This window comes from Streptomyces sp. bgisy130 (genome assembly GCF_057708345.1).
The window spans coordinates 38,212-51,246 of the sequence record NZ_JBYISA010000028.1 but is presented as its reverse complement, the minus strand read 5'-3'; the positions used below and the strand labels follow the sequence as shown (position 1 = coordinate 51,246).

At 69.2% G+C, this 13,035-nt stretch carries 14 protein-coding genes; 4 read left to right on the top strand and 10 right to left on the bottom strand.

What is annotated here, in order from left to right; translation table 11 throughout:
- The 3 genes from AC3EUV_RS28555 (at position 1) to AC3EUV_RS28545 (ending at position 3,151) form a co-directional block, all read left to right on the top strand.
- Entirely contained in the window at positions 1-1,203 is a 1,203-nt protein-coding gene (locus tag AC3EUV_RS28555) for an erythromycin esterase family protein (RefSeq protein ID WP_432145223.1), read from the top strand.
- Between the two features lie 310 nt (positions 1,204-1,513).
- Complete coding sequence (locus AC3EUV_RS28550; protein WP_432145224.1) at positions 1,514-2,503, top strand: glycine betaine ABC transporter substrate-binding protein; 990 nt, start codon at positions 1,514-1,516, stop codon at positions 2,501-2,503.
- Positions 2,504-2,836: 333 nt separating this feature from the next.
- On the top strand, positions 2,837-3,151 hold the full coding sequence (locus AC3EUV_RS28545; protein WP_432145225.1) for a universal stress protein: 315 nt from the start codon (positions 2,837-2,839) through the stop codon (positions 3,149-3,151).
- Positions 3,152-3,226: 75 nt separating this feature from the next.
- Here AC3EUV_RS28545 and AC3EUV_RS28540 read toward each other — a convergent pair whose 3' ends face one another.
- The 3 genes from AC3EUV_RS28540 to AC3EUV_RS28530 all read right to left on the bottom strand — a co-directional run bounded on the left by AC3EUV_RS28540 (position 3,227) and on the right by AC3EUV_RS28530 (position 5,375).
- Positions 3,227-4,459 (bottom strand): serine hydrolase domain-containing protein, encoded by a 1,233-nt coding sequence (locus AC3EUV_RS28540; protein WP_435604178.1) that lies wholly within the window; start codon positions 4,457-4,459, stop codon positions 3,227-3,229.
- A 206-nt stretch (positions 4,460-4,665) separates the two neighbouring features.
- Entirely contained in the window at positions 4,666-5,043 is a 378-nt protein-coding gene (locus AC3EUV_RS28535; protein ID WP_432145227.1) for a DUF1048 domain-containing protein, read from the bottom strand.
- Between the two features lie 2 nt (positions 5,044-5,045).
- Positions 5,046-5,375, bottom strand: coding sequence for a PadR family transcriptional regulator (locus AC3EUV_RS28530; protein WP_432145228.1), 330 nt, complete (start codon positions 5,373-5,375; stop codon positions 5,046-5,048).
- A 176-nt stretch (positions 5,376-5,551) separates the two neighbouring features.
- On the opposite strand from AC3EUV_RS28530, the gene AC3EUV_RS28525 reads away from it, so the two are divergent.
- Positions 5,552-5,836: a DUF6333 family protein gene (locus AC3EUV_RS28525; protein WP_435604196.1), complete on the top strand. Its 285-nt coding sequence runs from the start codon at positions 5,552-5,554 to the stop codon at positions 5,834-5,836.
- Here AC3EUV_RS28525 and AC3EUV_RS28520 read toward each other — a convergent pair.
- The 7 genes from AC3EUV_RS28520 to AC3EUV_RS28490 all read right to left on the bottom strand — a co-directional run bounded on the left by AC3EUV_RS28520 (position 5,809) and on the right by AC3EUV_RS28490 (position 12,876).
- On the bottom strand, positions 5,809-6,381 hold the full coding sequence (locus AC3EUV_RS28520; RefSeq protein ID WP_432145229.1) for a hypothetical protein: 573 nt from the start codon (positions 6,379-6,381) through the stop codon (positions 5,809-5,811). The two genes, AC3EUV_RS28525 and AC3EUV_RS28520, sit on opposite strands and share 28 nt — an antisense overlap.
- Entirely contained in the window at positions 6,378-7,499 is a 1,122-nt protein-coding gene (locus AC3EUV_RS28515) for an ROK family glucokinase (RefSeq protein ID WP_190838507.1), read from the bottom strand. The genes AC3EUV_RS28520 and AC3EUV_RS28515 overlap by 4 nt, the downstream gene beginning before the upstream one ends.
- Before the next feature lie 227 nt (positions 7,500-7,726).
- A complete protein-coding gene (locus tag AC3EUV_RS28510) occupies positions 7,727-8,536 on the bottom strand; it encodes an ATP-binding cassette domain-containing protein (protein ID WP_251083760.1) in 810 nt (269 codons plus the stop codon).
- Complete coding sequence (locus tag AC3EUV_RS28505) at positions 8,533-9,603, bottom strand: ABC transporter permease (RefSeq protein WP_432145231.1); 1,071 nt, start codon at positions 9,601-9,603, stop codon at positions 8,533-8,535. Before AC3EUV_RS28505 ends, AC3EUV_RS28510 begins: the two co-directional genes overlap by 4 nt.
- Positions 9,600-10,613, bottom strand: a complete 1,014-nt coding sequence (locus tag AC3EUV_RS28500) for a sugar ABC transporter substrate-binding protein (RefSeq protein WP_488187901.1) — start codon at positions 10,611-10,613, stop codon at positions 9,600-9,602. The genes AC3EUV_RS28505 and AC3EUV_RS28500 overlap by 4 nt, the downstream gene beginning before the upstream one ends.
- 182 nt (positions 10,614-10,795) lie before the next feature.
- The gene (locus AC3EUV_RS28495) at positions 10,796-11,800 is read right to left on the bottom strand and encodes a sugar ABC transporter substrate-binding protein (protein WP_432145232.1); all 1,005 of its coding nucleotides are present in this window, start codon (positions 11,798-11,800) and stop codon (positions 10,796-10,798) included.
- A gap of 299 nt (positions 11,801-12,099) precedes the next feature.
- Positions 12,100-12,876 carry a GntR family transcriptional regulator gene (locus AC3EUV_RS28490; protein WP_432145233.1) on the bottom strand — a complete coding sequence of 259 codons (777 nt, stop codon included), beginning with the start codon at positions 12,874-12,876 and terminating at the stop codon, positions 12,100-12,102.
- Between the last annotated feature and the right edge of the window lie 159 nt (positions 12,877-13,035).

Genomic DNA, 13,035 nt, shown 5'->3' with positions numbered 1-13,035 from the left:
ATGGCTACTGACATCAAGGACTCCGTCCATGCCGTCGAGGCCGCCGCCGTTATGGGGCTGCTCCCGGCCCGGCCGCGACTGCTCGCCCTGGGCGAGCCCACCCACGGCGAGGACACTCTGCTCGACCTGCGCAACGAGCTCTTCCGGCAGCTCATCGAGCGCGAGGGCTACCGGACGATCGCGATCGAGAGCGACTGTCTGATGGGCCTGGTCGTGGACGACTACGTGACCTCGGGTACGGGCACCCTCGACGAGGTCATGGCGCACGGATTCAGCCACGGGTTCGGTGCGTCCGCGGCCAACCGCGAGCTCGTGCGCTGGATGCGCGCCTACAACGACGGCCGGCCCGCGTCCGAGCAGCTCCGCTTCGCCGGGTTCGACGGCCCGCTGGAGATCACCGGCGCCGCGAGCCCCCGGCAGGCCCTCACCGCACTCCACGGCTACCTCTCTGCCCGGGTGGACCCGGACCTGCTCCCCTGCACCGGGGAAGCGCTCGACCGACTGCTCGGCGGCGATGACCGGTGGACCAATCCCGACGCGATGATGGACCCGGCCCAGTCCGTGGGGCAGTCGGCCGAAGCCGGTCAACTGCGGCTGCTCGCCGATGACTTGGTGGCGCTGCTCGACGCCCAGATACCGCACCTGAGGGCGACGTCCTCGCGGGACGACGGGGACAGGGCGCGCCTGTACGGGCGCACCGCGACCGGTCTGCTGCGCTACCACCACTGGATGGCCGACACCTCACCGGCCCGTATGACCCGGCTGTGTGCGCTGCGGGATCTGATGATGGCCGACAACCTCCTTGCCCTCGCCGCACGGTGCCCGGCACTCATCCACGCCCACAACTCCCATCTTCAGCGGCCGAAGAGCTCGATGCAGATGTGGCAGGGCCCGGTGGAGTGGTGGAGCGCCGGTGCGCTGGTGAGCGCCCAGCTCGGCGAGGAGTACGCCTTCGTGGCCACGGCCCTCGGCACCATCCGGCACCAGGGAGTGGACACCCCGCCGCCGGACACCGTCGAAGGACTCCTGTACACGCTCCCGGAGGACCGCTGCATCATCGACGCCCCACGGCTGGCCTCCGCCCTCAGCGACACACGGCCCGCGCCCCGCGTGTCCCCCTGGTTCGGCTACGCCCCGCTCGCCCCGGCCCATCTGACGGACATCGACGGCATGCTGTTCGTCAAGGACGTCCCGCAGAGCTAGGCAGTTTCTACGGATGTGGGCCCTCGACGGCACCTGGGAGCGAGCGTTCACCGCGCTGATGGCCCAGGCCGACGCGGACGAGGACCTGACCTGGGCCAGTTTGCTGAGCCGGTGATGCGGCTCCCGTCGGGCGCGGCCAAGTGCTCCTCGCCGCTGGCGGGGTGGTGGCATGCTGTGCCGTTTGGTGGCACGCTCGGATGCCGACATGCAGCGCGTGATCGACCGGATGGTGGGATTCGATGGCATCGTGCGGGCCTCATCAAGCCGGCCTCGGGGCACTGCTACGCCCATGCGGCCTGGAGGTGGACTGATGAGCCTGGCGCAGTTACGGACAGCCGTCGCGGGCGCGGGCGCCCTGCTGCTCGCCGTCGCAGGGCTGAGCGGCTGCGGACTGACCAGCGGCAGCCCGCTGGCCGACTCGGTGCAGCCCGGCTCCATCGGGAAGGGGCGACCGCTGGAGGGCGCCCAACTGACCGTGACCTCAAAGGAGTTCACCGAGCAGATCATCCTGGGCCAGATCATGGGGCTGGTCTTCAAAGCGGCCGGCGCGGAAGTCCTGGACCGGACGAACATCCAGGGCTCCATCGGTGCCCGCGAGGCGGTCAAGTCCGGTGCGGCGGACGGGATGTACGAGTACACCGGCACGGCCTGGATCACCTACCTCGGTCACACCAAGCGGGTCGTCGACCCGTACGAGCAGTGGGAGGCCGTACGCGAGGAGGACCGCCGCAACGGCATCACCTGGCTGGCCGCCGCCCCGCTCAACAACACCTACGCGCTGGTCGCGAACCAGGCGAATGCGCAGAAGTACCGGCTGCGCACACTCTCCGACGTGGCACGTCTGACGAAGAAAGACCCGGGTGCGGCGACGATCTGCGGCGGAAGCGAGTTCTCGCTGCGCGAGGACGGTCTGCCGGGCGTGGCGAAGACGTACGGATTTGCCCTCCGGCGCGGGAACTTCAAAAAGATGGACGACGGCGTCGTCTACACCCAGGTCGCCGAGGGCGCGGCCTGCGCTCTCGGCGTGGCGGCCACCACCGACGGCCGCATTCCCGAACTCAAGCTGAAGGTGCTGGAGGACGACCGGCACTTCTTCCCCAACTACAACGCGGCACCAGAGATGAACAGCGCCACGATGAGGAAGTACCCCGCCATCGCCGACCTCCTCGCCCCGATCACCAAGCGCCTGACGGGGCCGGAGGCCCAGCGGCTGAACGCGCGGGTGGACGTGGACGGGGAGGACCCGCACGAGGTGGCGAAGGACTGGCTGGTGCGGGAGGGCTTCATCCGGGAAGGCTGACAGACGGATTCGCACGAGCGTCCGACGAGCAGGCAGGAGGAGAGCGCCCTGCCGCTCGCGTAGAAGCTGCCGCCCGGAGGGCCGGCCGGGACACCATGATCCGAACGACGCGCCCGAGGCGCCCCGGCGCCGGACGTTATGTGTGGCTGCGCCTTGTATGGCTGCGCCGCCAGAACGGCCTGGGTCGGGGCCTGGTAGCGGGCCTGGCCTGGGCCTGGTAACGGAGAGCCCCGCAAAGGAAAGGTGCTTAGCGCCGGGAGGCACGGGTACTCGGCTGAGCCAGGCGCCCCGGAGGGAGATCTGACCCGCGACCGAGAGGAGAGGAGCTCCTTGATGTATGGCGTCGAAGCAGCAAGCCGCCCCGTGCCGGACTTCGAGGCTCTCGACGAGGCAGCTCTGCGGATCCTGGACGCCGAGGCCGCCCAACGCGCCGGACGCTACCCCGGAGTCGACGTACGCACCCGGGTCGAGCGGGTACGTACGTCGACCATTCTGGCGGAGGCGTCACGGGGCGCATCGCTTCTCGTGGTGGGTTCCCATGGCCGCACCGGACTGCGCAGGCTGATGCTCGGCTCCGTCAGCGCCGAAGCTCTCCATACGGCTGCCTGCCCCGTCATGGTGGTGCCCACCGTGGCCGGCAACCACTAGAACGCGATCGACGATGCCTTATGCGGCGCCGAGAAACTTGTCGTCGGCGTGGACGCAGCGGCCGCGGGCTCGGTGTCAGTCGTCGATGGCCTGGTAGAGCGTGGTCCAGAAGTCGTGGATGGCCCGCGCCGAATCCGGGGTGGACATCCCGGTCTGGGTGAGCAGGATGCCGACGAGTTGGTTGGCCGGGTCGGCGTACGTAGTGGTGCCGGCTCCGCCGTCCCAGCCGAACTGGCCGAGGGGCGCGAAGTCACCACGGTAGGTGCGCACCGCCATCCCGAAGCCCCAGCCGCCGTGCTGCCCCTGGCCGTGTGACAGATGGACGATGTTGCGGGCCCAGGTTTCCCGGGCGGTCAGCTGCTCGGGGGTGAGGCGGTTGGTGGTCATCAGCTCGACGGAGGGCCGGGACAGGATCCGTTGGGACCCGTGCCTCCCCTGGTTGAGCAGCATCCGGAAGTAGGCGTGATAGTCGTCGACGGTGGAGTCCAGTCCGCCGCCGCCTGACGGGAACGCCGGCGGCTTGCTGTGGTGTCCCCCTTCGGCCTCGTCCGCCACGAGGAACTCTCCGGTCTGCGGATCGGGGGCGTACAGGGGCGGCAGCCGGTCGATCTTGTCGGCGGGCACGTGGAAACCGGTGTCCTTCATGTCCAGCGGATCCAGGATGCGTTCGCGCAGGAACATCTCGAACGGCCGGCCGGTGACCCTGGCCACCAGCACGCCGAGCACGTCGTCGCTGATGTTGTACTGCCACCGCTCGCCGGGCTGGTACATCAGCGGGAGCGTGCCGAGGCGGCGCATCCACTCATCCGGCTCCGGTGCCGGCAGCAACCAGTCCTGGCCGTAAACCCCCTGCTCGAAGAGCACGGCCATCATCGGGGAGCCCATCGCCGTCGTCTCCAGGCCGAGCCCGAAGGTGGAGGTGAGCAGGTCCCGTACGGTGATCGGCCGCCGCGCCGGCACGGTGTCGTCCAGCGGGCCGTCGGGCCGCTTCAGCACCTGTCGGTCGGCGAGTTCGGGCAGCCACTGATCTACCGGGTCGTCCAGCCGCAGCCGGCACTCGTCCAGCAGGACCATCGCCGCCGCCACCGCGACCGGCTTGGTCGTCGAGGCCATCCGGAAGATGGTGTCCCGGCGCATCGGTGCGCCACCGTCATGGCGCATCGTGCCGATCGCTTCGACGTGTATCTCCTCGCCCCGGCCGACCAGGGCGACGAGCCCGGGAATCCGTCCGGACTCGACATGCCGTAACAGCACTTCACGCAGTCTGCGAAGCCCTGCGTCGGAGAAACCGGTGTTGCCTCTTCCCATCATGAATCTCCTTACCTGTTGCAACTGTTGGATACGTGCAGTGCGCGATCGGCAAGGCTCTCCCGGCGCGGCGCTCATGGGCTGCCATCAGCGCCGCACGAGGGTGGGGAGGAGCTCGACGTGGCCCGGTTCGCGGCCCCGAGGGCGCAATCGCTGAACCGTCAACAAGCGGTCTGATAGCGGCTGTTGAGGTGTGCTGTCTGCTATCAGTCCGTCTTGGTGTCTTCGCCGGCGGCGCGCTCGATGGCGTCGGTCAGCCGCTTGCGTGCACGGGCGGGGACGTAGCCATCCTCCGAGTAGTTCTGAGCGAACGCCTCGGCGAACTCCGCGGGGTCCTCCCCGACGATCTCGCGGATCGGCGTTCCGTCCGCCGCGGACTGCTCGAAGAGGTCGGCGAGGTCTTCGAACATCGACGCACTGCTGTCGGCGTCGGTCGGCACGAAGTGCATCAGGTAGTGCTCGATCGCTTCGACCGCCGTGCGGTAGTTCGGCGGAAGTTGCCTTACGCGCGCCTGGTACGCCCGCCACCGCTTCTTGGGGCCGATCATCTTTGAGAAGAAGCCGCCCTTTTCAGCGTCGGACATGGTCAACTGCCTCCTTTGCGGAGCTGTTCGAGCCGTTCTGCGAGGAAGCTCCAGGTCCTCCAGAACTCTTCGAGGTGTTCCCGTCCCTGCGCGTTGAGGGAATACACCTTGCGCGGCGGCCCCTTCTCGGACGGGACCTTCGCCACGTCAACGAGGCCACGCTGCTCGACCCTGACCAGCAGCGCGTAGATGGTGCCCTCGGCGATGTCGGTGAAGCCCTGATCCCGCAGCCACGCCGTGATCTCGTATCCGTAGGCAGGCCGGCCGGACAGGATCGCCAGGACGATGCCCTCCAGCGTTCCCTTGAGCATCTCCGTCCCCTGCTTACCCATGGGACACCCTTCCAGCTATTCAGTGTTGCTGACTACCGGTACAAAGTAACACTGACTACTGGTACATAGCAACGCTGAATAGTCGCTCCGCTCCCGGAAGCTCCAGACGTGCGGGAGCAGGCGTAAGTGCCCTTGAATGAAGGCTTGGACGCGCAGGATCAGCGCGCGTCGGTGGGATTCGGGGGTACCTGGTCGCCAACGATCCCGTCCGGGCTGCCGCGTTCGCCCGCTCGCTGGACACGATCGACGAGGTGATCGAGGACCTCGGCCCCCGCAGGCAGAGCGACACCCTTACAGTCAGCACCCGGGCCGATCTGGACGTCGTTCAGGCCGGGGCGTGGGGCAACCTCATATCGGTCTCCGATCCGGCGTTCGTGGACGACGGCAACGGCATGCCGCTGCTCGCCGAGGCCACGCGACTGCGCAAGCGGTTTCAGAACTTCACGGTGGAGACCGTGTAGACCACCGGGTGCCCGGGTTCGTCGTAGCTGACCATGATCCGCTGGGAGGGGTGCGGGGAACGGTCCGTGGTCGTCGTGCCGGCCCACGGGCCGTCGGTGCCCAGGTCCCAGCCGACCTTGGCCGCCTGGCCGGGCGGGATGGTCATCCGGTCCTTCTTGAGGGCGGCGGTGCTGGTGCCGACGGCCGCGAGGTAGTGCTCCAGGCCCCACTCATTGGTCCGGAACTGCACGAACAGCGCGCTGGTCTGCCAGGAGTTGGTCTCGTAGTAGTAGACCGGGGTGGAGCCGACGGGGACCGGGACGTTGTAGATCCGCTGCTGGACCTTGGAGGGGAAGGCGTTGGTCAGGCCGGTGGCGGCGGCCTCGAGCTCCTTGCCCTCGCCGCTGTCGCGGCTCTGCTCGGCGGAGATGACGATATAGCCGGCCGGGATCGCGATCAGCAGGAAGACGATCAGCGCCATCAGCAGCGGACGGCGGCGCTTGGCGCGCGGCGGCGCGGGCGGCTGGTGGTCGTCGTGGACGGAGTGCAGGTCGGTGTCGGTCATCGGCGGCCGGCCCGTTCATAGCGTTCGTGGCGCTCGACGCGGCGCCGGTTGGCGCGCCGGAAGCGGCGGGCCACCAGTCGGGCCAGGTCGGCGGCGCCGACCATGCCGGCCTCGGGACCCAACTGAGCCTTGGCGATGGTGGCTTCGGGACGGTAACCGCGCCCGGTGAGCTGGCGCCGGAAGGCGTCCCGGGCCGGGGCGATCAGCAGGTCGTCGGCGGCGCTGACGCCACCTCCGATGACGAAGCAGGACGGGTCGAGGGCGGCGGCGAGGTTGGCGATGCCGACGCCGAGCCACTGGCCGATCTCCTGGAGGAGCTCGACGCACATCGCGTCGCCCTCCCGGGCCAGCTCGGTGATCAGCGGTCCGGTGATGTCGCCGACCCGGCCGCCGACCCGCTCGATGATGTTGTACGCGACCGGGGAGTCGGCGGCGGCCAGCTCACGGGCCTCGCGCACCAGGGCGTTGCCGGAGCTGTACTGCTCCCAGCAGCCGCGGTTGCCGCACGGGCAGCGGTGGCCGCCGGGGACGACCTGCATATGGCCGAATTCACCGGCCACGCCGTACTTGCCGCGCTTGACCGCGCCGTCCTCCAGGATCGCGCCGCCGATACCCGTACCGAGCGTGATCATGACGAGGTGGTCCTGGCCGCGGCCGGCACCGAAGCGCCACTCCGCCCAGGCGGCGGTGTTGGCGTCGTTGTCGACCATGACGGGCACGGCCAGGCGGCCGGCGAGGCGGTCGCGCAGGGGCTCGTTGCGCCAGTTCAGATGCGGGGCGAACAGCACCTTGCTGCGGTCCGCGTCGACCCAGCCGGCCGCGCCGATGCCGACCGCGTGCACGTCGTGCCGGTCGGAGAGGTCGAGCACCAGCTCGGTGATGGTGTCCTCGACGACCTTGGGGCTCTTGGACTTGTCCGGCGTCTCGGTGCGGACCTTCTCCAGGATGGCGCCGTCGGCGTCGACCACCCCCGCCATGACCTTGGTGCCGCCGATGTCGATGCCGACGGTGGGCACCCGGGGGGCGGTCAGCAGCGAGCGCCGCTCGCGGGTGCCGACCGTGCGCAGCACGGTGGCTCTGGCGGATCCTCGGTGCACCCGGTCCCGGTACATGCTCATCGACCCACCTCTTCGCCGGTACTCCCCCACTGCCTGAACGGCGTGGGTGGTGCCCCCATGCGGCTGCTGCGTGCTCGCAAGAGTCGTCGTCCCTGCGGGTCTCGGGAGGCCGGGGCCTCGATGTGCTGGTTCGCTGCGATTGTGCATCACCCGCACCGTTCCGCGCACCGCGACGGAGAGTGACGCGCCCCGCGCGGCCCGGGGGCCTGCGCGGGGCGCGGTGAAGATCACTCGGGCCGGTGACCGCCGGGGAATTCCGGTGTCGCGGTGCGGGCCAGCTCGTGACTGAGCTGTTCCAGCTCGCTGCCGCCTGCCATTTGGCGGGTCAGCTCCTCCAGGGCGATCTCCGATTTGGCGTGGCTGCCGGCCATCGTTCCCCGCTTGAGCAGCACGAAGCGGTCGCCGACGAGATAGGCGTGATGGGGATTATGGGTGATCAACACCACGCCGAGTCCGGCGTCCCGGGCGGCCGCGACGTACTTGAGGACGACGCCGGACTGCTTGACGCCGAGCGCCGCGGTCGGCTCGTCCAGGACGAGGACCTTGGCGCCGAAGTAGACGGCACGGGCGATGGCGACGCACTGCCGTTCGCCGCCCGAGAGGGTGCCGATGGGCTGGTCGACATCGCGCAGGTCGATGCCCATCCGCAGCAGCTCACTGCGGGTGGTCTCGCGCATCGTGCGGACATCGAGCCGCTTGAAGGGGCCGGCGCCGGTGGTCGGCTCGGAGCCGAGGAAGAAGTTCCGCCACACCGGCATGAGGGGGACCACCGCGAGGTCCTGGTAGACGGTGGCGATACCGCGGTCCAGGGCCTCGCGCGGAGAGGCGAGGGTGGTCTCCTCGCCGTCGATGGTGAAGGAGCCGGCGTCGTGCCGGTGCAGCCCTGCGATGATCTTGATGAGGGTGGACTTGCCGGCGCCGTTGTCGCCGAGCACACAGGAGATCTCTCCCGCGTGCACCTCCAGCGAGACGCCTTCCAGGGCCCGGACGTTCCCGTAGTACTTGCTGACGTCGGTCAGCTCGACCAGCGCTGTCATGCCTTTTCCTCCGCCCGCTTGCGGACCCATGCGTTCAGGAGCGTGGCGAGCAGCAGCATCGCGCCGAGGAAGAACTTGTACCAGTCCGGATTCCACTGCGCGTAGACGATGCCCTTGCTGGCCATGCCGAAGATGAAGGCGCCGACGGCCGCGCCGATCGCCGAGCCGAAGCCGCCGGTCATCAGACAGCCGCCGACCGCTGCGGCGATGATGTAGAGGAACTCGTTGCCGACGCCGTCGCCGGACTGGATCGCGTCGTACGAGAACAGCAGATGCTGGCCGGAGACCCAGGCGGCGAAGGCGACGCCCATGTAGAGGCCGATCTTGGTCTTGGTGACCGGGACACCCACGGCCCGTGCGGCGTCGGCGTTACCGCCCACCGCGAAGATCCAGTTGCCGACGCGGGTGCGCAGCAGGATCCAGGTGGCGACCGCGACGAGCGCCAGCCACCACAGGATGGTGACCTGGATGTCCACACTGCCCAGGCTCAGATGCGAGGCGAAGACCGTACGGGCCGAGTCGAAGCCCTCCATGTCGGCGATGGTCTTCGTCGAGACGGTGCCGCTGATCAGCTTGGTGAAGCCGAGGTTGAGGCCGGTCAGCATGAAGAAGGTGCCGAGCGTGATGATGAAGCTGGGCAGTTTGGTACGGGTCAGCAGCAGGCCGTTGAAGGCCCCGATGGCGAGGGTGATCAGCAGCGACACCCCCACGCCCACCCAGGTGTTGGCGGTCATCTGGTAGCTGACCATCGACGAGATCAGCGCCGAGCTGACGACCATGACACCGGCCGACAGATCGAATTCCCCGCCGATCATCAGCAGCGCCACCGGCACGGCCATGATGCCGATCGTCGACGACGCGTAGAGCACGGTGGAGAGGCTGGCGGCCCGCAGGAACGGCTCGGCGACGATCGAGAAGAAAAGGAAGACCGCGGCGGCGCCGACGACGGAGCCCAGTTCGGGGCGGCCCATCAGCCGCCGGGCGAGGGAGCGGTGCAGCAGCCGTTCGTCGCCGCCGCCCTTGGCCGGACCGGCCGGTTGCAGTGGTGGTGCGTCCGCGTGGCTCATCGGGTCCCCCGCTTCGTGTAGTCCTCCAGTGCGGCGGCGTCCTTCTTGGTGATCACCTGGGGCCCGGTGAGCACCGGCTTGCCACCGCCGAGGACGTCGGAGTTGTACTTGTAGAGCCACAGCAGGTCGACGGCCTCGTAGCCCTGGAGGTAGGGCTGCTGGTCGACGGCGAAGCCGAGGGTGCCGTCCTTCAGACCGGTCGCGACCTGGGCGTTGAGGTCGAAGGTGTCGATCTCGGCCTTGCTGCCGGCCTGCTCCTTGGCCTTGACGGCGGTGGCGGCGAAGGGCGCGCCGAGCGTGACGACGGCGTCGAGGGCGCTGTCCGACTGGAGCTTGGACTCGATCGAGGACTGCACATCGGGCATGTTGGTGCCCTCGACGTACAGCTTCTGAAGATCGCCCTTGAAGGTCTTCTTGGCGCCGTCGCAGCGCTGCTCATGGCCGACATTGCCCTGCTCGTGCAGGATGCACAGGGCCTTCTTGCGGCCGCGCTTGTTCAGCTCCTCGCCGACCGCCTCGCCGGCCACCGTCTCGTCCTGCCCGATGTGGCTGAGCGCCCCGAACGCCTTGGACTCCTCGGCGCCGGAATTCACCGTGATCACCGGGATGCCGGCCTTCTCGGCCTTGGCGACTACGTCCTTCATGGCGTTGGGCTTGGCCAGCGAGACGATCAGCCCGTCGACCTTCTGGTCGATGTAGGACTGCACCAGCTGGCTCTGCCGCTGGGCCTCCTTGTCGTGCCCGTAGACGAACTTGATGTTGTCCTTGACGGCGGCCTGCTGGGCGCCGTTCTGCACGATGTCCCAGAAGGTGTCGCCGTCTCCCGAGTGGGTGACCATCGCGAACGTCCACCTGGGGGTGTTCACCGCGGCCTTGCCGCCGGCGGCCTTGGCGGCGCGCTCCTGCTCGGCGCGCAGACCTCCGGTACTGCTGCATCCCGCCAGGGAGGCGCCCAGCGCCGCCGCCAGCACGGCGCCGATGACGCGTCCCCTTCTCCGAACCCGTGCCACGAGGACTCGCCCTTCCCGCTGATCTTGCCGTGTCGGCTGCGTTGGTCGTATTCGCTGTCCGGCCGGTCCGGCCGGCCGCTGTGTGGTGTCGTTCACCGGTACCGGCCGGCCGGTACCGACCGGCCAAGTATCCGTGACCGGTGATCTGTCCCGGTTCATGGGGTCCCGTCTTCCGTGGGGCGTCACCGGGTGCCTCGCCCGGTGTATTCGGTGAGCTTGGGTACGTCCTTCTCGGTGACCAGGGCGGGCCCGGTGAGCACCGGCTTGCCGCCGCCGAGCACATCGGCGTTGGCCCTGTGGAGCCAGAGCAGATCCACCGCCTCGTAGCCCTGGAGGTAGGGCTGCTGGTCGACAGCGAAACTGAGGTCCTTGGCCTTGAGCAGCTTGACGACGGCGGCGTTCAGGTCGAACGTCGCGATCTGCGCCCGGCTGCCGGCCTCCTCCTTGGCCTTGAGCGAGATCGCCGCCATCGGCGCACCGAGCGTGACGATCGCGTCGATGGACGGGTCGGACTGGAGCTTGGCCTCGATCGAGGACTGTGAGTTCGGCGCGTTGGTGCCGTCCACATCGAGGTTCTCGACCGTGCCGCGGAAGCCCTTGCGGACGCCGGCGCAGCGGTCCTCCAGCGACACATTGCCCTGCTCGTGGATGACGCAGAGCACCTTCTTCGCCTTCCGCTCGGTCAGCTCGGCGCCGACCGCGCGGCCGGCCACCGACTCGTCCTGCCCGATGTGGGTGAGCGCCCCGTACGCCGCGGAGAACTCGCCACCGGAATTGACGGTGATGACGGGGATGCCCCGCGCCACGGCCTTGCGGACAGCCGCCTTGACGGCGTGCGGCTTGGCGAGGGTGACGATCAGCCCGTCCACCTTCTGGTCGATGTACGACTGGATCAGCGCGGCCTGCTGGGCGCCTTCCTTGTCGTGTGCGTACAGGAACTTCACCTTGTCCTTGGCGGCGGCCTGCTGGGCGCCGTTCTGCACGATGTCCCAGAAGGTGTCGCCGTCGCCGGAGTGGCTGACCATGCCGATGGTCATGCGCGGGGTGCCGGCGTCCTTGCCGGTGGCGTCGGGGTCGCCGGCGGCGCCGCACCCGGTGGCGAGCGCGGTGATCGCCAGTAAAGCGGCTGCGCTGCGCAGCGCGACACTGCGGACAGTGAGGGGGCCAGTCGTACGCACGCCGTTCATCGTGGGACCGCCTTTTCTCCCGGCCGCCGGAATGCGGCTGGAGGAGTTTGTAACGGCGCGCGCCAAGCCACGTCAATGGTTTGTCAGAACATTCTGACGAATGCGGGTCGCGCGGGGCCTACAGAACGGGAGATTTCGGGCAATACGGCGTGCCCGGCCGTGCTCAGGGGGACGGTCGGGGGGCGGTCAGGGGGACGGGTGACCGGCCGGCGGACGGCAAGGGCGGGTGACCGGTCCGGCGGACGGCGAGGTGACGGGTGACCGTTCCGGCGGACGGCGGGGGCGGAGCCCGCTTCCGCTCAGGGCCGGACCAGCAGCTGGAACTCGAAGGCGTAACGGGACGCGCGGTAGACGTGCGAGCCGAATTCGACCGCGCGCCCGGTGTCGTCGAAGGTGGTCCGCTGCATCGTGAGCAGCGGCGCGCCCTCGGGCTCATCGAGCCGCTCGCCCTCCTCCACGGTCGCGGCACGGGCCCCGACGGCCTGCCGGGCGCTGTGCAGGGTGATCCCGGCCGACCGCATCAGGCGGTAGAGACCGGTCTCCTCCAGCTCGGCGGTCTTCAGCTCGATCAGCCCGGCGGGGAGGTGGTTCCGCAGATGCGCCACGGGCTCACCATGGGCCAGCCGCAGCCGCTCGACCAGCGCGACCTCCGCCCCCTCCGCGATCCCCAGCGCGGCGGCGACCTCGGCATCGGCCTCGGTGGTGGTGTTGAGCAGCACGCGGGTGGCCGGCTTCTGCCCGGCCGCCTCCAGGTCGTCGTAGAGGCTGCTCAGCTCCAGCGGGCGCTTGACCTGGCTGTGGACGACCTGGGTGCCGATACCGCGGCGGCGCACCAGCAGGCCCTTGTCGACCAGCGACTGGATCGCCTGCCGCACCGTCGGCCGGGACAGCCCGAGCCGGCCGGCCAGCTCGATCTCATTGCCGAGCAGGCTGCCGGGCGCCAGCTTCCCGTGCTCGATCGCGGCCTCCAGCTGCTGGGACAGCTGGAAATACAACGGGACCGGACTGCTCCGGTCCACGCTGAACTGGACGGGGCCGTCGGCACTCAGGGCTTGTTCTGTTTCGCGTTTCCCCACGCTCGCGAGCGTATCCGCCCCGGCAGATGACGGGAAGTCCGGAGGTCACATTGTCCGGACAAGACGGACCACGTGGGCCTTCCGCCGGCCCGGCCGCCCGCCCCGGCCGGGAAACCGGGGCGCCCGGCCGGAAACCGGGGCGCGGTGCATGCCCTCGCC